Source organism: Rhodoferax sp. ZS1R25 (assembly GCF_056521335.1).
In genome coordinates this window covers 310707-336233 of sequence record NZ_JBWMAZ010000002.1, presented here as the reverse complement: position 1 = coordinate 336233, position 25527 = coordinate 310707, and the positions used below count along the sequence as shown (strand labels likewise).

Below are 25527 nucleotides of genomic sequence, written 5' to 3'. Positions count from 1 at the left end.
TTGCTGCACGATTTATCGCAATAGGGAAGGTCAGTCGGAATGGAGTTTTTCATCATCTCTATGCTCAACGGCTTGAGCTACGGCTTGCTGTTGTTCATGTTGAGTTCGGGGCTCACGCTGATTTTCAGCATGATGGGCGTTTTGAACTTTGCCCATGCCAGCTTTTACATGCTGGGCGCGTACGTAGGTTATTCACTGTCGCGCATGGTGGGGTTCTGGCCCGCGCTGGTGCTGGCCCCCATCGTGGTGGGCGCCATGGGTGCCCTGTTTGAGCGGCTGTGCTTGCGCAAGGTGCACAAGTTCGGGCATGTGGCCGAGCTGCTGATTACCTTTGGCCTCTCCTACGTAATTCTGGAGTTGGTGCAACTGGTCTGGGGCCGCATCGCGCTGGAGTTCCGTCCGCCTGACGTACTACAGGGTCCGGCCTTCACGCTGATCAACCATTCGGTCAACGGCTTGAAAATTCTGTGGGGCGCCGCACCGGCGGAGATGTGCAGCGCGGCAGATGCGGCCGTGCGCGTGGTCTGCTCGCCATTTCCGGCAACCCGTGCCTTCATGATGCTGGTGGCCCTGGTCATGCTGGCCTCCGTCTGGCTGCTGCTCACCCGCACCCGCGTGGGCTTGGTGATCCAGGCTTCGCTGACGCACCCCGAAGCGGTGGAGTCTCTGGGGCACAACGTGCCGCGCGTGTTCATGATGGTCTTTGGTTTTGGTGCCGCATTGGCCGGCTTGGCCGGCGTCATCGGTGGCAGCACCTACCTGACCGAGCCTGCAATGGCAGCCACAGTAGGGTCCATTATTTTTGTGGTGGTGGTGGTGGGCGGCCTGGGCTCCTTGTCCGGCGCCTTCCTGGCTTCTGTGCTCATCGGGGTCATCCAGACCTTCGCCGTGGCGTTTGACTACTCGGTGGTGAGCGTGCTGGAGCAGACCGGCCTGCGCTTCAGCGACGCGGCGCGTGGCAACACGCTGATGCACCTGACCATCTCGCAAGTCGCCCCCATTCTTCCGTACCTGTTTTTGGTGCTGATCCTCATTTTCCGGCCCAAGGGTCTCCTGGGTAATCGGGAAGGCTGATTGACTATGCAAGCTACCAAGCGTTATTACGCCTTCAAACCTCTCAACATAGGCCGCTTCATCATCTGGGGCCTGTTCGCACTGGTCATGGTGGTGGCTCCGCTGGTGTTCACCAGCGGCCTGTCCATCACCATGCTGTCGCAAATGGGCATTGCCATCATTGCCTGCCTGTCCTTCAACATGCTGTTGGGGCAGGGCGGCATGCTGAGCTTCGGGCACGCGGTGTATAGCGGGCTCGGCGCCTTTGTCGCCATTCATGCGCTCAACGGCGTCTCCGGCGGCTCCTTGCCTCTGCCAGTTTCGTTGGTCCCCCTGATAGGCGGACTCGGCGGCATGGGCTTTGCGGCGCTGTTTGGCTATGTCACCACCCGCAAGGCCGGCAACACGTTTGCCATGATCACCCTGGGACTGAGCGAACTGGTGTTTGCGATGTCACTGATGATCCCCGAGTTTTTTGGCGGGGAGGGCGGTGTCTCCGGCAACCGCGTGGTGGGCAAGGCCTTCATGGGCATCACCTACGGGCCTGCCATTCAGGTCTATTACCTGATCGCCATCTACACCTTTGTGTCGGTCTTGCTGATGTTTGCGTTCACCCAAACACCCCTGGGCCGCATGCTCAACGCCGTGCGCGACAACCCGGAGCGTGTGGAGTTTGTGGGCTACAACACCCAGCGCGTGCGCTACACCGCCTTCATCCTCGCTGGCTTTTTTGCCGGCATTGCAGGTGGCTTGGGCGCGCTGAACTTTGAGATCGTGAACGCCGAAGTGGTGGGTGCTGCGCGCTCCGGCGCCTACCTGCTGTTCACCTTTTTAGGTGGTGCCACGTTCTTCTTCGGCCCCATCATTGGTGCCGTGCTCATGGTGCTGGCGTTTGTCCTGTTCAGCGAGTTCACCAAGGCCTGGCTGCTGTACCTGGGGCTAATCTTCCTGTTCATGGTGATGTATGCCCCCGGTGGCATGGCCAGCCTGATCATGATGAACCTGCGCATTGCCGCCTTTGGCAAACTGCGCCGGCTGTGGGTTGGCTACTTCGGCCTGGCAGGCACCGCACTGATAGGCCTGGCCGGTGTCGCCACCCTGGTCGAGATGATTTACCACCTGCAACTCAATGGCGCCATGGGGTCAGAACTGCACTTTCTGGGCACCACGCTGGATGCCAACAACATCAACAACTGGTTTGGCGCCGCTTTCGTCGCGCTAACCGGCGTGGGGCTGTTTGAACTGTGCCGCCGGCACTTTGTGCGCGAGTGGGGGCACATCCAGGAAGACATCCAAAAAGAAATCAAGCGAAGGGAGGCCCTATGACCATGGCCACACCCCATACCGCCACGCCCGCGCTGGAACTGCGCGACGTGCGCAAGGCCTTTGGAAAAACTGAAATCATCCGCGGTGTCAATATTGCCGTGCAGGCGGGAGAACGCGTCGCCATCATCGGCCCCAATGGCGCCGGCAAGTCCACGTTGTTCAACCTGATCAGCGGGCGCTTTGAGCCCAGTGGCGGAGACGTGCTGCTGCACGGCCAGCGCATCAACGGAAAAAAGCCGTTTGAGATCAACCGTATGGGGCTGTCGCGCAGCTTCCAGATCACCAACATCTTCCCCAACCTCAGCGTGTTTGAAAACCTGCGCTGCAGCGTGCTCTGGAGCCTGGGCTACAAGTACACCTTCCTGAAATTCCTGTCCGGCCTGACCGATGCCAACGACAAAGCCGAAGAGCTGATGGACATGATCAACCTGGGCAAGAAACGCGATGTGCTGGCCGTCAACCTGACGTACGCCGAACAGCGTGCGCTGGAGATCGGCATCACCATCGGCGGTGGGGCCAGCGTGATCCTGCTGGACGAGCCTACCGCGGGCATGAGCAAGAGTGAAACCTCGCGCTTCATCGCGCTGATCAAGAAGGTCACCGAGGGCAAAACCCTGCTGACTGTGGAGCATGACATGGGTGTGGTGTTTGGTCTGGCCGACAAAATTGCCGTGGTGGTGTACGGCGAAGTGATTGCCTTTGACACACCCGACGCCGTGCGGGCCAATGCCCGCGTGCAGGAGGCCTATCTGGGCTCTTCGGTGGCAGACGCGCAAGCGGGAGGACACTGACATGCTCCAGATCTCCAATCTGCACGCCTATTACGGCAAAAGCCATGTGCTGCATGGCGTAGACATGACGGTCAACGCCGGCGAAATTGTGGCGCTGCTGGGCCGCAATGGCTCTGGGCGCTCCACTACCGCCAAAGCCATCATGGGCCTGGTGGACTGCCAGGGCTCGGTGCTGTGGAAGGGTAAGGAATCGCTGGGCCGCAAGGCCTACGAGATTGCCCACCTTGGCATTGGCTATGTGCCCGAGAACCGCGACATCTTCCCCAAGCTGACCGTGCACCAGAACCTCCTGCTGGGCCAAAAGAGCGGCAAAAAGAAGGTGCGCTGGTCGTTTGATGACATGTACGCCATGTTCCCGCGCCTCAAAGAGCGCGAGCACACCGAAGCTGGCGTGCTGTCCGGGGGCGAGCAGCAGATGCTGACCCTGTGCCGCACCCTGATGGGTGACCCCGACCTCATCATCATCGACGAGCCCACCGAGGGCCTGGCGCCCAAGATCGTGGAGCTGGTGGCCCAGTACCTCAAAACCCTACGGGAACGCGGTGTGTCGGTGCTGTTGATCGAGCAAAAGCTCACCATCGCCATGGCCATTTCTGACCGTTGCCTGGTCATGGGCCACGGCAGCATCGTGTTTGAGGGCACCCCCCAGGCCCTGCGCGACGACAGCTACACCCGCAAGGAGTGGCTGGAGGTCTGACCTTTCGGCCCTCCGTTTGTCCCACCTGTGACAAAGCCGGTTGGCAACCGGCTTAAACCTTCTACAATCGCAAAAAAGAACGATCGTTCTATTTTCCCTGGCTCCACCTTTTTCAAGGAATGAAAGCATGACCGCCCAGTACCAAGTCCATGGCGATATCGCCGTCATCACGCTGAACAATCCCCCCGTCAACGGGCTGGGCCTGTCTACCCGCCAGGGCATTGCCGACGGCATGGCCCAAGCCAATGCCGATGCCGCTGTCAAAGCCATCGTGATCACCGGCGCCGGCAAGGCCTTCTCGGGCGGCGCTGACATCAAGGAATTCGGAAAACCAACCGCCCTGCAGGAACCCAACCTGAACAGCGTGATCGGCGTGCTCGAAGCCTCTACCAAACCCGTCATTGCCGCCATCCACACCGTGGTGATGGGCGGTGGCCTGGAACTGGCCCTGGGTTGCCACTACCGCATTGCCGCCCCCGGCACCAGCGTGGCCCTGCCCGAAGTGAAGCTGGGCCTGCTGCCTGGCGCCGGCGGCACGCAGCGCCTGCCCCGCGTGCTGGGTGTAGAACCCGCACTGAACATGATCGTCAGCGGCGAACCTATCAAGGCCGAAATGCTGGCCATGCTGCCCGGCCAAAAGCTGTTCGACAAGCTGGCCGCCTCCGCCGAGAGCGTGGTGGAAGAAGCGATTGCCTTTGCGCGTGAAAAGGTCGATGTGCGCCCATTGCCCCTGGTGCGTGACCTGAAGTGCAAGCACCCCCAGGGCGATGCGTACTTTGCGTTTGCCCGCAACATGGTCAAGGGAATGTCCAAAAACTATCCGGCCCCCGCACGCTGTGTAGACGCGGTCGAAGCCGCCACCAAGAAGAAGTTTGATGAGGGCATGGCGCTGGAGCGCGACATCTTTGTGGAACTGATTTGGACCGCCGAAAGCAAGTCGCTGCGCCACCTGTTCTTGGCCGAGCGTGCAGCATCAAAAATCCCTGACGTCCCCGCGGACACTGCGCAACGCGCTATCAACTCCATAGCAGTCATCGGCGCCGGCACCATGGGTGGCGGCATTGCCATGAACTTCCTGAACGCTGGCATCCCCGTCAAGATGCTGGAAATGAAGCAGGAAGCGCTGGACCGTGGCATCGCCACCATCCGCAAGAACTACGAAGCCCAAGTGGCCAAGAAGAAGCTCAAGCAGGACAAGTACGAGCAGCGCATGAGCCTGCTGACCACCACCCTGAGCTATGACGACCTGGCCGGCACCGACATGGTGATCGAAGCCGTGTTCGAAGAAATCGGCGTCAAGGAAGCCGTGTTCAAGGAACTGGACCGCGTGATGAAGCCCGGTGCCATCCTGGCCTCCAACACCTCCACGCTGGACGTGGACAAGATCGCCTCCTTCACCAAGCGCCCTGAAGACGTGGTGGGCCTGCACTTCTTCAGCCCCGCCAACGTGATGAAGCTGCTGGAAGTGGTGCGCGGCGCCAAGACCGCCAAGGACGTGATGGCCACCGTGATGAGCGTGGCCAAGAAGATCAAAAAGACCGCCGTGGTGTCCGGCGTGTGCGATGGCTTTATCGGCAACCGCATGATCGAACAGTACGGCCGCCAAGGTGGCTTCCTGCTGGACGAAGGCTGCACCCCCGCGCAAGTGGACAAGGCCATGGAGAAATTCGGCATGGCCATGGGCCCGTTCCGCATGGGCGACTTGGCTGGCAACGACATTGGCTGGGCCATCCGCAAGCGCCGCGCCACCGAGCGTGCTGACATGAAGTACAGCAAGACTGCTGACCTGCTCTGCGAGAAAGGCCGCTTTGGCCAGAAGGTGGGCAAGGGCTGGTACGACTATGTCGAAGGCAAGCGCGACGCCATCCCCAACGCCGAAGTGGTCACGATGATTGAAGAGCACCGCAAGAGCCTGGGCATCACGCCGCGCAAGATCACTGACGAAGAAATCGTGCAGCGCCTCGTGTTCAGTCTGGTGAACGAAGCCGCCCACATTCTGGAAGAAGGCATTGCCAACAAGGCCAGCGATATCGACATCGTCTACATCTTTGGCTACGGCTTCCCCGCCCACCGCGGTGGCCCCATGAACTACGCCGACCAGGTGGGCCTGTTCAACGTGGTGCAAGCCATGAACCGCTTTGCCCTGAACCCGCTGGACGACGCCAACTTCTGGAAGCCCGCACCGCTGCTGGCCAAGCTGGCTGCTGAAGGCAAGTCGTTCAACTGACCGCCTGCGCATCCATGGTCAAAAAAGCCCTGTGGGGAGTGCTTCTGCTGCTGGTGGCCCTGGCCGCCGTGCTCGCCGCCAACACCCTGCGCCAGGGGTCACGCCAGTTGGACGTGCCCCCGGTGCCGGTGCTGGCGGTGGACGAGGCCGCGGTTGCACAGCGTCTGGCCGAGGCGGTGCGCCTGCGCACCATCTCCTCGCGCGATGACGCCAACCTCAGTGCCGACCAGTTCCGCCAGCTGCATGCCTTATTGCAGGCCAAGTTCCCCAAAACCCACGCGGCCCTGAAGCGCGAGGTAGTGGCGGACTACAGCCTGCTCTACACCTGGCAGGGCAGCAAGCCTGATGCGGCGCCGATTCTGCTGATGGCGCACCAGGACGTGGTGCCTGTGGCCCCCGGAACCGACAAGGACTGGCAGGCCGAGCCCTTTAGCGGCACGGTGAAAGATGGCTTTGTCTGGGGCCGCGGCGCGTGGGACGACAAGGGCAACCTCATGTCCCAGCTCGAAGCCGTGGAAATGCTGGTGGCCAGCGGCTACAAGCCCGAGCGCACGGTGTATTTGGCCTTTGGCGCCGACGAGGAAGTAGGGGGCCTGCGCGGCGCCTCCAAAATCGCCGCGCTGCTCAAAGAGCGCAAGGTGCACCTGGACTTTGTGGTCGACGAAGGCCTGCTGATCACCGAAGGCATCATGCCCGGCCTCAAACCGCCTACGGCCCTGATTGGCGTGGCAGAAAAAGGCTATCTCTCGGTGGTGCTGAAGATGGCGGCCACACCCGGCCACTCGTCCATGCCACCCGCCAAGGGCACCAGCGCCGTGGCCATGATGAGTGCGGCCCTCAAGCGCATTGACGATGAGCAGTTGCCCGGTGGCATACGCGGTGTGGCGGGGGACATGTTCGCCACCATGGCGCCTGAAATGTCGGGCTTCTCCCGCGTGGCCTTGTCCAATCTGTGGCTGTTTGGCCCCGTGGTGCAAAAGCAGCTGGAGTCTGTGGCCAGCGCCAACGCCGTGATGCGCACCACCACCGCGCTGACCATCGTGAACGCGGGCAACAAGGAAAACGTGCTGCCCGGCAATGCCGAGGCCACGGTGAACTTTCGCCTGCTGCCCGGTGATGGCAAGGACATGGTGATAGAGCGCACCCGCGCCCTGGTGGCCGACGCCACCAAGAGCGACAAGTTCGAGCTGTTTGCGCTGCCCGGCGCCACCGAGGCTTCCAAGGTCGCACCCACCGATTCGCCCCAGTACGCACTCATCAACCGCACCATCCGCGAAGTCTTCCCCGGCACGCTGGTAGCTCCCGGGCTGATGATTGGCGCCACCGATTCGATCCACTTTGGTGAGATCAGTGACCATGTTTTCAAGTTCTCGCCGGTGCGCGCACAGCCGCAAGACTTGCCCCGTTTCCACGGTACCAACGAACGCATCGCGGTGGCCAACTACGCCGAGATGATTCGCTTCTACCACCGCCTTTTGACCCAAGGTGCCGCGGCACCCCAACCCTGACCCCCATTTAGGAGAGCATCACCATGACATCAGCAGTAATCGTTTCCACCGCACGCACCCCCCTGACCAAGGCCTGGAAGGGTGCTTTCAACATGACCCACGGCGCGACCATGGGCGGCCACACCGTGGAGCACGCTATCCAGCGCGCTGGCATTGAGGCCGCCGAGGTCGACGACGTCATCATGGGCTGCGGCACGCCCGAAGGCGCCACCGGCGCCAACATCGCACGCCAGATCGCCTTGCGCGCCGGCTGCCCCGTCACCGTGTCGGGCATGACCATCAACCGTTTCTGCTCCTCCGGCCTGCAAACCATTGCCACCGCTGCCCAGCGCATCATCGCGGGCGAGGGTGACATCTATGTGGCCGGTGGCGTGGAAGCCATCTCCTGCACCGCGCAAGAGATGAACCAGCACATGCTGAGCGACCCCTGGTTGGTGAAGAACAAGCCCGAGGTCTACTGGGCCATGCTGCAAACCGCCGAGCAAGTGGCCAAGCGCTACAACATCAGCCGTGAAGCGATGGACGAATACGGCGCCGCTAGCCAGCAAAAGGCCTCGGCCGCGCTGGAAAAAGGCCTGTTCAAGGATGAAATTGCTCCCATCACCGTCACCATGGGCGTGGCCGACAAGGTCATGGGCCTGACCACCAAGCAAGTCACCGTCAGCGATGACGAAGGCATCCGCGCTGGCACGACGTACGACGGCATCAAAGGCCTGCGCTCCGCGCTGCCCGGTGGTCTGATCACGGCTGGCAACGCCAGCCAGCTGTCTGACGGCGCAGGCGCCACCGTGGTCATGCACGAAAAGCTGGCCGAGCAAAAGGGCCTGAAACCCCTGGGCCGTTTCCTCGGCTTTGCTGTGGCCGGTTGCGAGCCTGACGAAATGGGCATCGGCCCCGTGTTCGCCATCCCCAAGGTGCTGAAGCGCTTGGGCCTGACGATGAACGACATCGACCTGTGGGAACTGAACGAAGCCTTCGCCGTGCAGGTGATCTACTGCCGCGACAAGCTGGGCATCCCCGCTGACAAACTGAACGTCAACGGTGGCGCCATCGCTGTGGGCCACCCCTTTGGCATGAGCGGCCAACGCCTGACCGGCGCCGCACTGTTGGAAGGCAAACGCCGCGGTGCCAAGAAGGTCATGGTGACCATGTGTATTGGTGGCGGCATGGGTGCGGCTGGGGTGTTTGAGGTGCTGTAAGTTTCCATAGACTTAGCCGCTGTGCCGCACTGCCTTTCATCGGGCAGTGCGGCTTTTTTTCATTGGCACGGGATTGGTATGTGCTCTCCACTGTTTAATACAAATTGAAGGTTGGTTGAGCCAACGCTTCCACGCCATTTGAAGTTTTTTGACTGAGGACTGACCTGTGGGTTTGGGGTGACGTACATGAGCCCAGGCCTATGAGCGGGTGCGATCGGAGGTGTCCAAAAAAAACACCCGTATGGGGGATGTTCAGGCCTCAGCTCTAAAGAGAAAATGACCAATCCAAAAGCCGGTAAAAATTCACTCTTCCATCTAACGAGAAGCGTCAGAATTCCTGTGTTTAACTTGAGCATTGGATAGAGTTTTGATCAACGTTTCAAACCGTATTGAAAATGCATAAAACGTCTCTACGCTGATCCGAAATATTTGCGGATCCAATTCGCCGGTCGTCCTACTCATTGCCATCATCTTCATGACAAGAAAATCAGAGTTCTCCTCGTATGTTTTCATTAAAAATGACCTCGGAAGTATGGGCTGGAATACTCGAAACCCGACAAGAGCAGATAGTGGCCAGTTGTACACCCAGCAGGAGTGCCTCGACCATCCAGAAATCGCTTCCGGGCTAAAACGTCAACGACCTGAGTACGTCGTCAAGGTCCACGAAGATGTTCTATGGGTGATCGAAGCCAAGGCAACGCACGAAAAAATAGACGATGCATATGTTGAGGCTGTAGGCTACGCAAAGGATATCAATAAGTCAGCACTGATCAAAGCCCGGCTAATCACTGGTGTTGCCGGAAACGATGATGATGGCTACCTGGTTAATACTGCGTTTATCCATCTCGACGGGCGCATCGCACCGGTTAAATACAACAACAAGAAAATTACGGGTTTTTTGTCGCCAGAACAGGCTCGATATCTTGTCGACAATGACACGTCAGACCTGAACGAACTAGTCACCAGTGAAGCTCTACTTCTTACGATCGCGGAGGGTATCAACGAAGAGCTTCATAAGGCGTCCATTAACAAGGATCTTCGAGCCACCGTTATGTCAGCGGTACTCTTGTCCATGGTCTCTGACACGCTGCCGAACTTCAATGGATCGCCTGACGTTTTTATCAAGGATATCAACAATCGCGCCGAAGATGTTTTGATCAATCACGCGAAGCGTGAATTTGCGGAGTACATCGAGCTTAGATTACCGCAAGAAGATGCAGCGAAAAATAAATATAAGGCGGCTGTAGTCAGAGTATTTTTCTTGCTTCGTAAGATCAATATAAAAGCGGCAATGGACGGTAGTCATGATCTACTCGGAAAATTCTATGAAGTATTTTTGAAATATGGAAATGGCGCTAAGGATATTGGAATTGTTTTGACACCTAGACACATTACTGAATTTTCAGCAGAAATTCTAGATGTCAAAGCATCCGATCTTGTCTACGACCCCGCCTGTGGAACAGGTGGTTTTTTGGTGGCTGCATACGATCGAGTTCGTCGAAATGAGCCGACCAAGGTTGAAATGTTCAAGAAACATCGGATCTTTGGAGTCGAACAGCAAGCAAACGTCGCTGCTCTCGCAATAGTCAACATGATATTTCGTGGCGACGGAAAGAACAATATTATCAATGGTGACTGCCTGTCAACCAATCTCAATCGGAAGATTCGGAATGGAGAGCTCAGTGCCGAATATCAAGACAATCACGGTGATCGAAAGCCGGTGACCAAAGTACTAATGAATCCTCCCTTCGCACTTAAACGAGACGACGAGCAGGAATTCACATTCATTGAGCATGCCCTTGAACAAATGGCTGATGAAGGGCTGCTTCTATGTATTGTTCCTGTCTCGGTCATGTACGCTAGCGGTAGAGAGCTTGAATGGCGTAGGCAGCTTTTACAAAAACACACCTTACATGCTGTGATCGGTTTCCCTAACGATCTTTTCTATCCACAAGCATCGGTGGAACCAGTGATAGTTGTGCTGCGCAAGGGCGTGCCGCATCAGAATGGTGCAAGGTGTTTGTTTGCACGGATTATTGATGATGGATTCATCAAGCTAAAAAAAGAAGATTGCCGCATGACGGACCCAGTCAGCTAACAGCTCTTCAGGAGAGCATTTCTAGTTTTATCCATACCGGCACCGTTGTGGAAGTCGACGGACTAATTCAAGCGAAGACAATAGACTTAGCCGATCAATACCTAGAATTGATACCGCAACAGTATCTCGACAACGCAACACTTGACATCGTCAGACTAAAACAGACATTGAGCACGCTGCAGTCGGAGCTAGTCTTTCAAGAAATTCGAAGAGGTTTGAGCCAGTGAAAGTTATAGATCTTTTCTCAATAGAAGTTGCAAAGTCAAAGAGCATTGATGACTATGTTTCTGGCGATATTCCGTTCGTAACAAATACTGAGATCAATAATGGCGTAGTTCGCTACGTTGAAGCGTTTGACGACGACAAAGTGTTTGAAGGACCTGCCATTTGTATTTCTGGCCTAGGATACGCAACGGTTCACTATGGTCAATTCCTCCCCAAAGGAAATGGAGGTGATTCGTGCACGATTTTGAAGCCCTTAAAAGCCCATAGGAAATCTGAGTTGCTTTACTATGCCGCGCTTTTCAACACATTGCATAGTTGGCGGTTTTCATTTGGACGAAAGGCTAGTCGTAGACGATTGGAGTCTTTGCAGATGACGCCCCTTCACTTGGATGCACCGATTCAACTTGAAGTCGAGATTGAAGAAAACAATCGAATGATGGAAACGTTGCTGGGTGAAAAAGAGATGCAACTTAGACAAGGTTAGTAGCTCTGCTTGAGAGAAGAACTGCGCAGCCTGCGTCCAGTCCAAGTCTTTTACAAGAAACCCTTTTGATTGAGTAAAAATGTCTTTGGGTGTAGTACTTTCTTACCGCCGTCGCCGACCGGACAAACCCAGTTTCGGACAATATAAAGCTGCGTAACAATGGGTCCCATGACCCTACGCACCACCCTCGACTTCCTGCTCAACGACTGGCTGAACACCACGGCGCTTACCGAGCGTGAACGGTTCAGTGACCACAACCGTGAGACCTTTGATGCGGTGCTGGACACCTGCGAACGCATCGCACGTGAGAAGTACGCGCCGTTCAACCGCCTGGCCGATGTGGAAGAGCCACGCACGGTGACCGAGCCCGATGGCAGCCTGCGTGTGGTGCTGCCGCAGGCCACGCACGATGCGCAGAAGGCCTATGCCGAATCCGGCATGCTGTCGGCCGCGCAAGACTATGAGATGGGTGGCATGCAGCTGCCCTACAGCGTGGAGGCTGCAGCCAATGCCTTCTTTGCCTGCGCGTCCGTCAGCATTGGCACCGGCATGCTCACCACAGGCAATGCCAACCTGCTGATGACACACGGCACAGCGCTGCAAAAAGAGGTGTTTGCGAAGAACGAGTTTTCCGGCCGCTGGGCGGGGACCATGTGCCTGAGCGAGCCGCAGGCGGGCTCCAGCCTGTCGGACGTGGCGACCAAGGCCGTGCCCGATGGCGCTGACTTTGCCAACGACCCGCTGGGCCCACGCTACCGCATCAAGGGCAACAAGATGTGGATTTCGTCGGGCGAGCACGAGATCAACGAGAACATCATCCACCTGGTGCTGGCCAAGATTCCCGATGAGAACGGCAAGCTGGTGCCCGGCACGCGCGGCATTTCGCTGTTCATCGTGCCCAAGAAGATGGTGAACACGCAGGGCGAGCTGACCGGTGTGCGCAACGATGTGGCACTGGCCGGCCTGAACCACAAGCTGGGCTGGCGCGGCACCACCAACACGCTGCTGAACTTTGGCGAAGGCAAGTTCGCGGTGGACGGCCAAGCGGGCGCCGTGGGCTACCTGGTGGGCCAGCCGGGCAAGGGCTTGGCCTGCATGTTTCACATGATGAACGAGGCGCGCATTGGCGTGGGCATTGCGGCCACCATGCTTGGCATGGCGGGCTACTACGCATCGCTGGACTACGCCAAGAACCGCCCACAAGGCCGACCGATTGGTGCGGGCGGCAAGGACGCAGCAGCACCGCAAAGCCGCATCATCGAGCACGCCGATGTGAAGCGCATGCTGCTGGCGCAAAAGTCGTACTGCGAGGGCGCGCTGGCGCTGGAGCTGTACTGCGCGCGCCTGGTGGACGAACACCACACCGCCGGTGGCCAAGAGGCCGATGAGGCGCGCCTGCTGCTGGAAGTGCTAACCCCGATTGCCAAGAGCTGGCCCAGCGAATGGTGCTTGGAAGCCAACAGCCTGGCCATCCAGGTACACGGCGGCTATGGCTACACGCGCGATTTTCCGGTGGAGCAATACTGGCGCGACAACCGCCTGAACATGATCCACGAAGGCACACACGGCATCCAGGGCCTGGACCTGCTGGGCCGCAAGGTGCTCATGGAAGAGGGCAAGGGCCTGACGCTGCTGAGCCACCGCATGACCGCCACCATCCACCGCGCTAGCGGCATTCCCGCACTGGCTGCACACGCCAAGGCGCTGGGCCGCGCGCTGCAGGATGTGGGCGAGGCGACGAAACAAGCCTGGGCCACCGGCCAACCCACGGAGGCACTGGCCAATGCCGTGCCTTACCTGCAGGCCTTTGGCCACATGGTGCTAGCCTGGATCTGGCTGGACGTGGCGGCCTGCGCGCTGGACAATGACCCGCAACAGGTGCAATTGGCCACCCAGGGCCATGTGGGCAGCGCACGTTTCTTCTTCCATTACGAGCTGCCAAAAATCGGCGCCTGGCTGGGTGTGGTGCAATCGCGGGATCTGACCTGTGCAACATTCCCCGAAGGAGCTTTTTGATGGGATTTTTCAAGAAATACAACGGCACTACCAATGCGCGCCTGCTGCGCGTCGAACGCTCGATCTGGGTGCTGATCTACGGTGGCCTGCTGTCCATCGTGCTGGGGGCTTTCATTGACCAGCAAGAAGCGCAAGATGCCAGCCTGTTTTACCAACTGGGTGGGCTGGCGGTGGTGGCCGGTGTGGTGCTGATTTACGTGCGGTCGCGCCTGCGCGAAGAAGGCTAAGCGGCGCACATATCTCGCGGGGGACATGCTTTTTCCCGCGGCAAACGCACAATCTTTGGCAAGGGCCCAACCATGGTGTTGTGGCCCTGACTTTTTCCAACATTTTGAGCAAGGCAGACAACCATGACACGCACCGTCCAAAAACTTTTTGACCTGACCGGCAAGACCGCCCTGATCACCGGTGGCTCACGCGGCCTGGGTCTGCAAATGGCCCACGCACTGGGCGAGGCCGGTGCCAAGATCATGCTCAGCTCGCGCAAGGCGGCTGATCTGGAAGAGGCCGCCGCCGAGCTGCAGGCCGCTGGCATCGACGCCCGCTGGATTGCCGCCGACTGCGCCAAAGAAAGCGAAATCACCCGCCTAGCGGATGAGACCCTGCAGCGCATGGGCGATGTGGACATTCTGATCAACAACGCTGGCGCCTCCTGGGGTGCGCCCGCCGAAGATCACCCGGTAGAAGCCTGGGACAAGGTGATGAACCTGAACGTGCGTGGCTACTTTTTGCTGAGCCAGATCATTGCCAAGAAAAGCATGATCCCGCGCAAGAGCGGCCGCATCATCAACATCGCGTCCATCGCAGGCCTGGGCGGCAACCCCACCGCCATGAAGACGATTGCCTACAACACCTCCAAGGGCGCGGTCATCAACTTCACGCGTGCGCTGGCGGCGGAGTGGGGCGTCTATGGCATCAACGTGAATGCCATTTGTCCGGGCTTTTTCAAAACCAAGATGGCTGCGGTGCTGATCGAGTCGTTGGGCGAAGACAAGATGGCCGCCCACGCGCCGCTCAAGCGCATTGGCGATGACGAAGACCTGAAGGGCCTGGCCCTGCTGTACGCATCGGACGCGGGTAAGCACATCACCGGCCAGTGGCTGGCGGTGGACGGCGGCGTGTCCGTCGTCACAGGCGGCTAACCATGTGGGAGCAAGCCGTGGGCTTTGGTGTCGAAATTCCCTTTGTCACCCACCTGGGGTTTGATCTCACGCTGTTTGCCGATGGGCGCTCTGAGATTCGGTACGCGCCCAAGGCCGAGCACCTGAATTCGTTCAGCGTGACCCACGGCGGCGCGCTGATGACGCTGCTGGACGTGACCATGGCCACCGCTGCGCGCAGCGTGGCACCCGAGATGGGCGTGGTCACCATCGAGATGAAAACCAGCTTCATGCAGCCCGCAGTGCCCAGCGCCGATGGCCCGCTGGTGGCCAAAGGTGAGCTGATCCACCGCACCGCCACACTGGCCTTCACCCAGGCCACCGTGTATGACGCGGCCGGCAAGCCCTGTGCGCACGCCACCGGCACCTTCAAGTACGTCAAGCGCCTGGCCACGGGCGCGCGCAGCGTGAATGCGCTGAACACCCCGGCAAGCGACGTGGGTGGCGTCGGCGGCATTTCTACCGACTAGTTAGAAGCCAAATAGGCCTCTAGCCCCCGTATAACCTGCGCGAGCAGCTAGCAAAACCATAGCATTCCAGGAGACCGCCATGCCCAGCAACCGCCAAATTCACCTCGCCAACCGCCCCGTGGGCGAGGCCGCAGCCCACAACTTTGCACTGGTGACCAGCGACACCCCGGCGTTGCAAGACGGCCAGGTGCTGGTGCGCCATCACTACCTGAGCCTGGACCCCTACATGCGCGGCCGCATGAACGACGCCAAGAGCTACGCCACACCGCAACCCCTGGGCCAGACCATGGGGGGCGGCACGGTGGGCGAGGTGGTGGAGTCGCGCCATCCCAAGTTCGACGCCGGTGACAAGGTGGTCGGCATGGGGGGGTGGCAGGAGTTCAGCGTGGTGGACGCGGGCCAGCCCGGCGCACTGCGCAAGGTGGACACCACCCATGTGCCGCTGAGCCACTACCTGGGCGCGGTCGGCATGCCCGGCGTGACAGCCTGGTACGGCCTGGTCAAGATCATTGCGCCCCAGGTGGGGCAGACCATGGTGGTCAGCGCCGCCACGGGCGCGGTGGGCAGCGCGTTTGCGGCGCTGAGCAAGGCACGCGGTTGCCATACGGTCGGCATTGCGGGTGGCCCGGACAAATGCCAATACGCGGTGGACGAGCTGGGCTTTGACGCCTGCATCGACTACAAGCTGCACAAGGATGCCGCCTCACTGTCCCAGGCTTTGAAAGAAGCCTGCCCGGGCGGCATCGACGGCTACTTTGAAAACGTGGGCGGCATGGTGCTGGACGCCGTGCTGCCGCGCATGAACGCGTTTGGCCGCATCGCCGTGTGCGGCATGATTGCCGGCTATGACGGCCAACCCTTGCCATTGGCCCACCCCGCGCTGATCCTCACCCAGCGCCTGAAGGTGGAAGGCTTTATCGTCAGCGAACACATGGAAATCTGGCCCGAAGCGCTCAAAGAACTGGGCGGCATGGTGGCCAGCGGCAAGCTGAAACCCCGCGAGAGCATTGCCCAAGGCCTGGCTGCCGCGCCCGAGGCGTTTTTGGGCCTGCTCAAGGGCAAGAACTTTGGCAAGCAGCTAGTCAAGCTGATCTGATGGTCCCCGCCACCCACACGGTGTTCAACCAGGCCGAGCCGCTGGTGGGCACCAACCTGTTTGACCGCAACCAGGCCCTGCAGAGCGCGCTGAAGTTCAACGCCCCCACGCTGGACATTGCCAGCCTGAGCGCGCTGGGCGCGCAGATGGGCGGTGCCGAAATGCAGGCCCACGCCCGCCTGGCCAATGTGCACACGCCCGTGCTGCACAGCCACGACCGCACGGGCCACCGGGTGGACCAGGTGGAGTTCCACCCCAGCTACCACGCGCTGATGACCGCCGCCGCACAGGCCGGCTTGCATGGCACGCCGTGGACTGAAGAAGCCCATGGCCACACCCGCCGTGCCGCCGCCTTCATGCTGTTCACCGAGGCGGAGCCGTCCATCCTGTGCCCCATCTCTATGACCTACGCGGTGATGGCCGCACTGCCGGGCAACGCCGCCATCTTCAAGGACTGGGCACCGGGGCTGACCGCGCGGGCCTACGACCCGGCCTTCAAACCCTTCAGCCAAAAAACCGGCCTGACCATGGGCATGGGCATGACGGAGAAGCAGGGCGGCTCCGACGTGCGGGCCAACACCACCCAGGCCGTGCACGACGGCGAAGACCCCTGGGGCCAGCGCTACACGCTGGTGGGCCACAAATGGTTTTTCTCGGCGCCCATGTGCGACGCGTTTCTGGTGCTGGCGCAAACGCCGGCCGGGTTGTCGTGCTTCTTCATTCCGCGCGTGTTGCCCGACGGCACGACGAATGCCATCCGCATCCAGCGCCTGAAGGACAAACTGGGCAACAAGGCCAACGCGAGCTCGGAGGTCGAATTCCAAAACGCTACCGCCTGGCTGGTGGGTGACGAGGGCCGCGGCGTGCCGCAGATTCTGGAAATGGGCACCATGACGCGGCTGGACTGCGCCCTGGGCACCAGCGGGCTGATGCGCCAGGCGCTCAGCATTGCGCTGCACCACACCGCGCAGCGCCAGGCCTTCGGCAAACGCCTGATCGACCAGCCACTGATGCGCAATGTGCTGGCCGACCTTGCTATCGAAAGTGAAGCTGCCACCGCACTGTCCATGCGGCTTGCACGCTCGTTTGACCACAAAGACGATGCGCATGAGATGCTCATGGGCCGCCTGCTCACGCCCATTGCCAAGTTCTGGATCTGCAAGCGCGGCGCGGCCTTTGCCCAAGAGGCCATGGAGTGCCTGGGCGGCAACGGCTATGTGGAGGAGGGCGGTGAGGGCACCATGGCCCGCATCTACCGCGAGATGCCGCTCAACTCCATCTGGGAGGGAGCCGGCAACATCATGGCGCTGGACCTGCTGCGCGCGCTGCGCAAGGGTGATGTGGCCGCCGCGCTGGTGCGAGAGCTGGCCCCGGCCCACGGCGCCCACCCCGCGCTGGACCGCCTGGCCATTGCCTTGCCCAGCCGGGTGGAGCACATGGCCACCGAGATGGAGGCGCGCCGCCTGGCGCAAGACGTGGCGCTGGCCGTGCAGGCCGCGCTGCTGCAACAGAGCGCGCCCGCCGCCGTGTTCCACGCATTTTGTGATTCCCGCCTCGCGGGCAACTGGGGCCACACCTTTGGCACCCTGGGCGCCGCGGTGGACTTTGACAGCATTATTGAAAGGGCCATGCCATGAGCAACACACCGACCGACCTCATCCTCCACCACTACCCCACATCCCCTTTCTCGGAGAAGGTGCGCCTGGTGCTGGGCTACAAGCAGCTGGCTTGGAAGTCCGTCATCATCCCCGCCATCTTGCCCAAGCCCGACGTAGTGGCGCTGACCGGTGGCTACCGCAAGACGCCGTTTTTGCAGATCGGCAACGACATCTACTGCGACAGCGCGCTGATCTGCGATGTGCTGGAGCACATCCAGCCCACGCCCACGCTGTACCCCGCCCATAACAAGGGCATGGCCCGTGTATTGGCGCAGTGGGCCGACACCACGCTGTTCTGGGCCGCCATGGCCTACAACCTGCAGCCCAAGGGGGCCGCCAGCATGTTTGAAGGTGCGCCTGTGGAGGCGGCCAAGGCCTTTGGCGCCGACCGCGCTGCCATGTCCACCGGCATGACCCGCCTGCGCCCGGCCGACGCCACCGCGGCCTACAAGAGCTACCTGCGCCGCCTGTCTGACATGCTGGACGGGCAAGACTTTTTGCTGGGCAGCACGCCCTGCGTGGCCGACTTTGCGGCCTACCACCCGCTGTGGTTCAGCCGCAAGCGCGTGGCCATCATGGGCGACATCCTGAACGCCACGCCCGCCGTGCTGGCCTGGATGGACCGCATGGCCGCGTTGGGCCACGGCAGTTTCGAAAAACTGTCTGCTGCGGATTCGATAGCAATCAGCGCAGCGTCCACGGGGGCTAGCGGCCCATTCGCACATGATGAAGACACCACGTTCCAGGACGAGCACGGCATTGCCCTGGGCAGCGAGGTGACGATTGCGGCCGAGCTGTTTGGCCAGGAACCCACGCCCGGCACGCTGATTGCCGCCACGCGCACGCGCTTCACGCTGCAGCGCACTGACGAGCGCGCCGGCACCGTGCGCGTGCACTTCCCGCGCATTGGCTACGTCTTGAAAGCGGCCCAACCCGCATGAGCGACACGCTGACCTGGCAATGGCTGCCGTTTGATGCATTGAGCCGCGACCAACTGTACGAACTGCTGCGCCTGCGCAGCGAGGTGTTTGTGGTGGAGCAGAACTGTGTCTTCCAGGACATGGACGGCCTGGATGCCCAAGCCATGCATCTGCTGGGAGTTCGGGCGGGGGACACGGAGCAGAGTCCGCTGACGCCCGCACTCCCAGCCACCGAACTGGTGGCCTATGTGCGCTGCTTCCCCGCCGGCATCACGTTTGACGAGGCCAGCATTGGCCGCGTGGTCACGCGCCAAAGCGCACGTGGCGGCGGCCTGGGCCATGTGCTGATGGCCGAGGCCATCCGCGCGCTCCAGCAGCAGTGGGGCGCGCAGCCGATTCGCATTGGGGCGCAGGCCCACCTGAAAAACTTTTACGAACGCCACGGCTTTGCCGATGTGGGCAAGCCCTATGTGGAAGACGGCATCGACCATATTGAGATGGTCCGCCAGCCGGGCTGATTCACAACAAATTCCATATTGAGGAGACAACCGCGTGATCACTGATTTCAAAGGCAAAACTGCCGCTCTCACCGGCGCAGGCTCGGGCTTTGGCCTGGAGTGCGCACGTATCGGCGCCAAGCTGGGCATGAACCTGGTGCTGGCCGATGTGCAGCAAGACGCACTGGACCGCACCGTGGCCGAGATGCAGGCCGCCGGCGCGCCCGTACTGGCCATGAAGGTGGATGTGTCCAAGGCCGAGCAGGTGGAGGCGCTGGGCGCCGCCACGCTGGCACGCTTTGGCGCGCCACACTTTGTGTTCAACAACGCCGGTGTCGGCGCGGGCGGCCTGGTCTGGGAAAACTCCGCCAAAGACTGGGAGTGGGTGCTGGGCGTGAACGTCATGGGCGTGGCCCACGGCGTGCGCGTGTTCACCCCCATGATGCTCGAAGCCGCGGCCAAAGACCCGGCCTGGACCGGCCACATCGTCAACACCGCCAGCATGGCCGGCCTGTTGAACGCGCCCAACATGGGCATTTACAACGTCAGCAAGCACGCCGTGGTGGCCCTGAGCGAAACCCTCTACCAGGACTTGGCACTGGTAACCGACCAGATCAGTGCCAGCGTGCTGTGCCCGTTCTTTGTGCCCACCGGCATCAGCCAGAGCCACCGCAACCGCCCGGATGCGGACGAGCCCCCCGCCAAACCCACGCGCAGCCAACTCATCGGTCAGGCCATGAGCGACAAGGCCGTGGGTAGCGGCAAGGTCACCGCGGCCGAGGTGGCGCAGAAGGTGTTTGACGCCATAGCCGCCAACCAGTTCTACATCTACAGCCACCCCAAGGCCATTGGCTCGGTGCAGACGCGGCTGGAAGACGTGCTGATGGGGCGCAACCCCACCGACCCGTTTTCCCACAAACCCGAGCTGGGCGTGGAGCTGAAAAAAGCGCTGCGCGGTTGACCCCTTAACGCGGCGGAACCTCCGGCTTGGGTTAGAGTCGTATCCCAGTGCCCCACACGCTGGGCACGCTAGCTTACTGATATGGAGCGCCGCATGCGTTTGACAAAAACCCTGCACCCGATTGCCGCTGTCGTTGGCGCAATCGCGCTAGCTGGCCCCGCCTGGGCAGGCTCGCTGCAGGTGCAGGTAGAGGACAAGACCGGCAAACCTCTGCCCAATGCCGTGGTTTTTCTCGAATCCGCCGAGGCCAAGGCCGCCGCCAAGCCGCTCAAGGGCATTGAGGTGGCCCAGGTGGCCAAACAGTTCACACCCGCGGTCACCATCGTCACTCCGGGCACGTCGGTGCTGTTCCCCAACCAGGACACGGTGCGCCACCATGTCTATTCGTTTTCGCCCATCAAGACGTTTGAACTGAAACTGTACGCCGGTGTGCCTTCCAACCCAGTGGTGTTCGACAAGGTCGGCATTGCGGTGCTGGGCTGCAACATCCACGACAACATGGTGGCCTGGGTACTGGTAGTGGACACACCGTACTTCGGCCGCACCGATGCCCAGGGCAAGCTGAACCTGGACAACGTGCCCAACGGCAACTACAAACTGCGCACCTGGCACGCCAGCCTGCCCACGGGCGCCGCGGCAGCCGACCAGCCCCAGGCCGTGGGCGCAGGCGGTGCCCCCGTGGTGGTGAAACTGGCGGGGAGCAGCGTTTGAGCCTGTCGAAAACGGTTGCCAGCTGGGGCCTGGGCACCAAGTTTGTCGTGTTCTCGCTGGCGCTGCTGCTGCTGGTGCAGGTGGCGGTGTACAGCGTGGTGCGCACCAGCATCAACAGCAATGTGCGGGCCCAGCTCACGCAGGAACTGGCCATTGGCGACAAGGTGTGGTGGCGCCTGCTGGACCAAAACGCGCAAAAGCTGCGCCAGGGCGCTGCGGTGCTGGCCGCCGACTTTGGGTTTCGCTCGGCCCTGAGCAGCGGTGACACCGAAACCCTGCGCTCCGCGTTGGAAAACAGCGGCGCACGCATTGGCGCCCCCGTCACCGCCTTGCTAAACCCCGAATTTGCCCTGCAGGCCACCGGGCTGGAACGCGCCAGCGAGGCGCAGTTCGCCCCCATCCTGCAGCGCGTGGCCGCCGACATTGGCAAGAGCGACCAGAACCACCAGCTGGAACTCATCGACGGCAAGCTCTACCAGTTTGTGATGGTGCCGCTGAAAGCACCGCTGACCATTGGTTGGGTGGTGATGGGGTTCCCCATCGAACAATCGCTGGCCAACGATATGTTTGGCCTGTCGGGCATCCATGTGGTGTTGCTGACTCGGCAAGGCGCGCTGCTGGTCAGCAGCCTGCCGGCGCTGGACCAGACCGCGCTGAAGGCCTTGGGGCAGGGCGGCGAAATACGCTTGGGTGCCGACACCTTGGTCGTGCGCCACAGCACCACGCGCAGCGATATCACGGACGTGCAAACCTATTTGCTGCGCTCGCTGGACGAGGTGGTGGCGCCGTACCAGCAGGTGCAGCTGGCCCTGCTGGCCATTGCGGCCCTGGGCCTGGCGCTGTTTGGTGCGGGCAGCATCTTTCTGGCACGCCGCATCACCACACCGCTGCACGCGCTGGTGGGGGCGGCCGAACAGCTCAGCCGCGGCGAGTACGACAAAAAACTGCCGGCCCTGCGCCACAAGGACGAGATTGGCGACCTGTCGCGCGCGTTTGACCACATGCGCAGCAGCATCCGCACCCAGCAGGGCGAGATCTTGCAGCTAGCCTACTGGGACCGCCTGACCGGCCTGCCCAACCGGACCCAGTTCCGCGACCTGCTGCAGCAGTCCATCAAGGCCAGCATTGCGCTGCAAACCCAGGGCCCTCCAGTCACCGTGATCATGCTGAACCTGGACCGCTTCAAGCACGTGAACGACGTGCTGGGCTACGCCTTTGGCGACCGGCTGCTGGTGGCCGTGGCCCAGCGCCTGAGCGGCCTGATCAGCGCCGACATCGGTGAGGTAGCGCGCCTGGGCGGCGATGAATTTGCAGTGTTGATTGAAAGCACCGACGCTGTGGGTGCCTTGCCCGTGGCGCAAAAAATTGCGGCCTCGTTTGAAGAGCCCCTGACGCTGGAAGACCAGACCGTGGACCTGAGCGCGGGCATTGGCATTGCCTCCTGGCCCATGCATGCCCAGGACGTGGACATGCTGCTGAGCCGCTCCGAGATCGCCATGTACGTGGCCAAGCGCAAGACCACCGGCATCCAGGTGTACGACCCGGCGCTGGACTCGTCGAGCACCCAAACCCTCTCGTTGTTGACCGAGTTGCGCCATGCGGTAGACCACGGCCAGCTGCGCCTGTACCTGCAGCCCAAGCTCACGCTGGCCGACAACACGGTGGTGGCCGCCGAGGCGCTGGTGCGCTGGCAGCACCCTACGCGCGGCCTGGTGCCGCCCATGCAGTTCATCCCGTTTGCTGAGCAAACCGGCTTTGTGCGACAGCTCACGCTGTGGATGTTTGAAGAGGTGGCACGTGCGCTGCCGGCGTTGCGTGCCGATGGTCGGCCGCTGCGCGTGGCCATCAACCTGTCCACCCGCGACCTGCTGGACCAGGACTTCCCCGCCAAGCTGGACGCCATGATGGCCAAGCACAACGCGCCCACCGATGCGTTCTGCCTGGAGATCACCGAGAGCGCCATCATGGACGACCCGCAGCGCGCCGAGGCTACGTTGAACCGCTTGTCCGAGCGCGGCTTCAAGCTGTCGATTGACGACTTTGGCACGGGTTATTCGTCGCTGGCCTACCTCAAGCGCCTGCCGGTGAACGAGTTGAAGATCGACAAGTCGTTTGTGATGGGCATGGAGACCGACGAGAGCGACGCCAAGATCGTGCGCTCCACCATCGACTTGGCGCACAACCTGGGCCTGTCTGTGGTGGCCGAGGGCGTGGAGAACCAGCTGATCCTGGACAAGCTCATCGCGCTGGACTGCGACGAAGCGCAGGGCTACTACATGAGCAAACCGATTCCGCTGCCGGACTTCATCGCCTGGCGGGTCAAACACCAGACCACCGTAGCGAGTTAAAAGGCCCTGGCCCACACGGCCAGAGCCTTGGGCTGGGTACAATGCAAATGCGAATTACTTGCATTTAACTACCCCTTATGACACTTCCACGTTCCCTTTCCTTGCTGCGCGCAGTGGCACTGGCCAGCAGTCTCATCAGTGCTTCAGTAGCCACGCTGGCGCAGAGCGCGCCGGGCTCCATCCTGGTTTACAACGCCCAGCACGCCAGCCTGGCCAAAGAGTGGGCCGATGGCTTCACCCGTGAGACCGGCATCAAGGTCATCCTGCGCAATGGCGATGACATGGAGGTGGGCAACCAGATCGTGCAGGAGGGTGCCAATTCCCCGGCCGATGTCTTCCTGACCGAAAACTCCCCCGCCATGGCCCTGGTGGACGGTGCCGGCCTGCTGGCCCCGCTGGACCCCGCCACGGTGGCGCAGGTGGACCCGAATTACCGCCCCGCACATGGCCGCTGGACCGGCATTGCCGCCCGCAGCACCGTGTTTGTTTACAAGAAGACCAAATTCACCCCCGCCAAGCTGCCCAAGTCCATCATGGACCTGGCCAACCCCGAGTGGAAAGGCCGCTGGGGTGCAGCACCCGGCGGGGCTGACTTTCAGGCCATCGTGAGCGCGATGCTGGAACTCAAAGGCGAGGCCGCGACCCTGGCCTGGCTCAAGGGCATGAAGGAAAACGTGGTGAAGTACCGTGGCAACAGCTTCGCCATGAAGGCCGTGAACGACGGCCAGATCGACGGCGCCATCATCTTCCACTACTACCAGATCGAAGACATCGCCAAGACCGGCGAGAACAGCGAGAAGACTGGCCTGCACTACTTCCGCAACCAGGACCCCGGCGCGTTCATCAGCATCTCCGGTGGCGGCGTGCTGGCCAGCAGCAAGCACAAGCCCGAAGCGCAGGCCTTCATCCAATGGATCACGGGCAAGGGCGGCCAGGAAGTGCTGCGCACCGGCCGTTCGTTTGAATACGCTGTGGGTGTAGACGCCAAGTCCAACCGCAACCTGGTGCCCCTGGCCGATCTGCAAGCGCCCAAAGTCGAACCGTCCAAGCTCAACAACCGCAAGGTGACGGACCTGATGCTGGAAGCCGGTTTGCTCTAAACCTGCGCGGCCACCAGCGTCTGCCAGCGTTTCCAGTACGACAGCGCCACCTGGTAGGTGGTGCGCTGGACCTGCACCGTGTCTTCGATCTTCACGCCATAGCCGCCCGCCATGGTGAACACCAACGGGATGCGGCGCTGCCAGCACCAGTCCATCACGCGCCGGTCACGCGCCTCCAGGCCATCGGCCGTGATGTTCAGGCGGCCCAGTCGGTCACCCTCGTGCGGGTCAGCTCCCGCCAGGTAAAACACCACGCCGGGCTGGCATTGCCCCTCCAGCATGTGCAGGGCTTGCTCCAGCGCCGCCAGGTAGTCGCCATCGCCACAGCCATCGGCCAGCGGCACATCAATGTCCCCCGCCTCCTTGCGAAACGGAAAGTTCTTGTCGCCGTGCAGCGACAGCGTGAAGACCGAGTCGTCGTCCTGAAAAATATGCGCCGTGCCGTTGCCCTGGTGCACGTCCAGGTCAATCACCGCGACCTGCAGGGCAGGGCGGCGGCCCCCATCGGCCAGGCGGGCGCGACCCCATTCGGCCTGCAGCACGCGGGCCGCCACAGCCACATCGTTGAACACACAAAAGCCGCCCCCCTTGTCGGCATAGGCGTGGTGCGTGCCGCCGGCCAGGTTGGCGGCAATGCCTTCGGTCAGCGCCACGCGGGCGGCAGCCACCGTGGCGCCCACGCTGCGGCGCGCGCGCTCGGCCATGGCCGGGCTCCAGGGAAAACCGATCTCTCGGAGCACTGCAGGCGCAGCCGTGCCTTCCAGAATCGCGTCGATATACGCTTGCGTGTGCACCAGCGCCAACTCGCCCCGCGTCGCGGCCGGCGCCTCGGTCAGCCGGACCTCGGGCAGGTGCGCCACCAGCTGGTCGCGCAGCATGCGGTACTTGGCCATGGGGAAGCGGTGGCCCTCGGGCAAGGGCAGCACAAACTGGTCGGAATAGAAGGCCTGCATGCCTGAATTGTGGCAAACGCCAAGAGCCT

General features: G+C 61.4%; 22 protein-coding genes. 21 read left to right on the top strand and 1 reads right to left on the bottom strand.

The annotated features are described in order from the left end of the window. Positions 1–39 precede the first annotated feature (39 nt). The 21 genes from AC097R_RS12440 to AC097R_RS12340 all read left to right on the top strand — a co-directional run bounded on the left by AC097R_RS12440 (position 40) and on the right by AC097R_RS12340 (position 24545). Positions 40–1074, top strand: a complete 1035-nt coding sequence (locus tag AC097R_RS12440; RefSeq protein ID WP_479598463.1) for a branched-chain amino acid ABC transporter permease — start codon at positions 40–42, stop codon at positions 1072–1074. 6 nt (positions 1075–1080) lie between these two features. Next, complete coding sequence (locus AC097R_RS12435; protein WP_479598461.1) at positions 1081–2379, top strand: branched-chain amino acid ABC transporter permease; 1299 nt, start codon at positions 1081–1083, stop codon at positions 2377–2379. Between the two features lie 2 nt (positions 2380–2381). After that, positions 2382–3170: an ABC transporter ATP-binding protein gene (locus AC097R_RS12430; RefSeq protein WP_479599546.1), complete on the top strand. Its 789-nt coding sequence runs from the start codon at positions 2382–2384 to the stop codon at positions 3168–3170. Position 3171: 1 nt separating this feature from the next. Then, on the top strand, positions 3172–3867 hold the full coding sequence (locus AC097R_RS12425; protein WP_479598458.1) for an ABC transporter ATP-binding protein: 696 nt from the start codon (positions 3172–3174) through the stop codon (positions 3865–3867). Positions 3868–3994: 127 nt separating this feature from the next. After that, positions 3995–6094 (top strand): 3-hydroxyacyl-CoA dehydrogenase NAD-binding domain-containing protein, encoded by a 2100-nt coding sequence (locus AC097R_RS12420; RefSeq protein ID WP_479598455.1) that lies wholly within the window; start codon positions 3995–3997, stop codon positions 6092–6094. A gap of 14 nt (positions 6095–6108) precedes the next feature. Next, a complete protein-coding gene (locus AC097R_RS12415; RefSeq protein WP_479598451.1) occupies positions 6109–7602 on the top strand; it encodes a M20 family peptidase in 1494 nt (497 codons plus the stop codon). 23 nt (positions 7603–7625) lie between these two features. Then, complete coding sequence (locus tag AC097R_RS12410) at positions 7626–8801, top strand: acetyl-CoA C-acyltransferase (protein WP_479598448.1); 1176 nt, start codon at positions 7626–7628, stop codon at positions 8799–8801. 475 nt (positions 8802–9276) lie between these two features. Then, positions 9277–10899, top strand: a complete 1623-nt coding sequence (locus AC097R_RS12405; RefSeq protein WP_479598444.1) for an HsdM family class I SAM-dependent methyltransferase — start codon at positions 9277–9279, stop codon at positions 10897–10899. Between the two features lie 223 nt (positions 10900–11122). Continuing rightward, positions 11123–11608 carry a restriction endonuclease subunit S gene (locus AC097R_RS12400; RefSeq protein WP_479598441.1) on the top strand — a complete coding sequence of 162 codons (486 nt, stop codon included), beginning with the start codon at positions 11123–11125 and terminating at the stop codon, positions 11606–11608. Positions 11609–11776: 168 nt separating this feature from the next. Beyond that, positions 11777–13624: an acyl-CoA dehydrogenase gene (locus tag AC097R_RS12395; RefSeq protein WP_479598438.1), complete on the top strand. Its 1848-nt coding sequence runs from the start codon at positions 11777–11779 to the stop codon at positions 13622–13624. Next, positions 13624–13851 carry a hypothetical protein gene (locus tag AC097R_RS12390; protein WP_479598435.1) on the top strand — a complete coding sequence of 76 codons (228 nt, stop codon included), beginning with the start codon at positions 13624–13626 and terminating at the stop codon, positions 13849–13851. Before AC097R_RS12395 ends, AC097R_RS12390 begins: the two co-directional genes overlap by 1 nt. Positions 13852–13974: 123 nt before the next feature. Further along, positions 13975–14766 carry an SDR family oxidoreductase gene (locus AC097R_RS12385; protein ID WP_479598431.1) on the top strand — a complete coding sequence of 264 codons (792 nt, stop codon included), beginning with the start codon at positions 13975–13977 and terminating at the stop codon, positions 14764–14766. A gap of 2 nt (positions 14767–14768) precedes the next feature. After that, on the top strand, positions 14769–15254 hold the full coding sequence (locus tag AC097R_RS12380; protein ID WP_479598427.1) for a PaaI family thioesterase: 486 nt from the start codon (positions 14769–14771) through the stop codon (positions 15252–15254). Positions 15255–15333: 79 nt separating this feature from the next. Continuing rightward, complete coding sequence (locus tag AC097R_RS12375) at positions 15334–16350, top strand: NADP-dependent oxidoreductase (RefSeq protein ID WP_479598424.1); 1017 nt, start codon at positions 15334–15336, stop codon at positions 16348–16350. Then, on the top strand, positions 16350–17987 hold the full coding sequence (locus AC097R_RS12370) for an isovaleryl-CoA dehydrogenase (protein ID WP_479598421.1): 1638 nt from the start codon (positions 16350–16352) through the stop codon (positions 17985–17987). Before AC097R_RS12375 ends, AC097R_RS12370 begins: the two co-directional genes overlap by 1 nt. Further along, a complete protein-coding gene (locus AC097R_RS12365) occupies positions 17984–18949 on the top strand; it encodes a glutathione S-transferase family protein (protein WP_479598418.1) in 966 nt (321 codons plus the stop codon). The genes AC097R_RS12370 and AC097R_RS12365 overlap by 4 nt, the downstream gene beginning before the upstream one ends. Continuing rightward, a complete protein-coding gene (locus AC097R_RS12360; RefSeq protein WP_479598415.1) occupies positions 18946–19446 on the top strand; it encodes a GNAT family N-acetyltransferase in 501 nt (166 codons plus the stop codon). The genes AC097R_RS12365 and AC097R_RS12360 overlap by 4 nt, the downstream gene beginning before the upstream one ends. A gap of 34 nt (positions 19447–19480) precedes the next feature. Further along, positions 19481–20386, top strand: a complete 906-nt coding sequence (locus tag AC097R_RS12355) for an SDR family oxidoreductase (RefSeq protein WP_479598412.1) — start codon at positions 19481–19483, stop codon at positions 20384–20386. 93 nt (positions 20387–20479) lie between these two features. Beyond that, positions 20480–21097 (top strand): methylamine utilization protein, encoded by a 618-nt coding sequence (locus AC097R_RS12350; protein WP_479598408.1) that lies wholly within the window; start codon positions 20480–20482, stop codon positions 21095–21097. Then, complete coding sequence (locus tag AC097R_RS12345) at positions 21094–23445, top strand: putative bifunctional diguanylate cyclase/phosphodiesterase (RefSeq protein WP_479598405.1); 2352 nt, start codon at positions 21094–21096, stop codon at positions 23443–23445. Before AC097R_RS12350 ends, AC097R_RS12345 begins: the two co-directional genes overlap by 4 nt. 77 nt (positions 23446–23522) lie before the next feature. Then, a complete protein-coding gene (locus tag AC097R_RS12340) occupies positions 23523–24545 on the top strand; it encodes an iron ABC transporter substrate-binding protein (RefSeq protein ID WP_479598403.1) in 1023 nt (340 codons plus the stop codon). On the opposite strand, the gene AC097R_RS12335 is transcribed toward AC097R_RS12340, so the two are convergent. Continuing rightward, positions 24542–25498 (bottom strand): histone deacetylase family protein, encoded by a 957-nt coding sequence (locus AC097R_RS12335; protein ID WP_479598402.1) that lies wholly within the window; start codon positions 25496–25498, stop codon positions 24542–24544. The genes AC097R_RS12340 and AC097R_RS12335 overlap by 4 nt on opposite strands. Positions 25499–25527: the final 29 nt, after the last annotated feature.

What these genes read in the sequence shown, in the direction of transcription:
- AC097R_RS12440 (WP_479598463.1), top strand. Translation starts at nt 40, where the DNA reads ATGGAGTTTTTCATCATCTCTATGCTCAACGGCTTGAGCTACGGCTTG.
- AC097R_RS12435 (WP_479598461.1), top strand. Translation starts at nt 1,081, where the DNA reads ATGCAAGCTACCAAGCGTTATTACGCCTTCAAACCTCTCAACATAGGC.
- AC097R_RS12430 (WP_479599546.1), top strand. Translation starts at nt 2,382, where the DNA reads ATGGCCACACCCCATACCGCCACGCCCGCGCTGGAACTGCGCGACGTG.
- AC097R_RS12425 (WP_479598458.1), top strand. Translation starts at nt 3,172, where the DNA reads ATGCTCCAGATCTCCAATCTGCACGCCTATTACGGCAAAAGCCATGTG.
- AC097R_RS12420 (WP_479598455.1), top strand. Translation starts at nt 3,995, where the DNA reads ATGACCGCCCAGTACCAAGTCCATGGCGATATCGCCGTCATCACGCTG.
- AC097R_RS12415 (WP_479598451.1), top strand. Translation starts at nt 6,109, where the DNA reads ATGGTCAAAAAAGCCCTGTGGGGAGTGCTTCTGCTGCTGGTGGCCCTG.
- AC097R_RS12410 (WP_479598448.1), top strand. Translation starts at nt 7,626, where the DNA reads ATGACATCAGCAGTAATCGTTTCCACCGCACGCACCCCCCTGACCAAG.
- AC097R_RS12405 (WP_479598444.1), top strand. Translation starts at nt 9,277, where the DNA reads ATGACAAGAAAATCAGAGTTCTCCTCGTATGTTTTCATTAAAAATGAC.
- AC097R_RS12395 (WP_479598438.1), top strand. Translation starts at nt 11,777, where the DNA reads ATGACCCTACGCACCACCCTCGACTTCCTGCTCAACGACTGGCTGAAC.
- AC097R_RS12390 (WP_479598435.1), top strand. Translation starts at nt 13,624, where the DNA reads ATGGGATTTTTCAAGAAATACAACGGCACTACCAATGCGCGCCTGCTG.
- AC097R_RS12385 (WP_479598431.1), top strand. Translation starts at nt 13,975, where the DNA reads ATGACACGCACCGTCCAAAAACTTTTTGACCTGACCGGCAAGACCGCC.
- AC097R_RS12380 (WP_479598427.1), top strand. Translation starts at nt 14,769, where the DNA reads ATGTGGGAGCAAGCCGTGGGCTTTGGTGTCGAAATTCCCTTTGTCACC.
- AC097R_RS12375 (WP_479598424.1), top strand. Translation starts at nt 15,334, where the DNA reads ATGCCCAGCAACCGCCAAATTCACCTCGCCAACCGCCCCGTGGGCGAG.
- AC097R_RS12370 (WP_479598421.1), top strand. Translation starts at nt 16,350, where the DNA reads ATGGTCCCCGCCACCCACACGGTGTTCAACCAGGCCGAGCCGCTGGTG.
- AC097R_RS12365 (WP_479598418.1), top strand. Translation starts at nt 17,984, where the DNA reads ATGAGCAACACACCGACCGACCTCATCCTCCACCACTACCCCACATCC.
- AC097R_RS12360 (WP_479598415.1), top strand. Translation starts at nt 18,946, where the DNA reads ATGAGCGACACGCTGACCTGGCAATGGCTGCCGTTTGATGCATTGAGC.
- AC097R_RS12350 (WP_479598408.1), top strand. Translation starts at nt 20,480, where the DNA reads ATGCGTTTGACAAAAACCCTGCACCCGATTGCCGCTGTCGTTGGCGCA.
- AC097R_RS12340 (WP_479598403.1), top strand. Translation starts at nt 23,523, where the DNA reads ATGACACTTCCACGTTCCCTTTCCTTGCTGCGCGCAGTGGCACTGGCC.
- AC097R_RS12335 (WP_479598402.1), bottom strand. Translation starts at nt 25,498, where the DNA reads ATGCAGGCCTTCTATTCCGACCAGTTTGTGCTGCCCTTGCCCGAGGGC.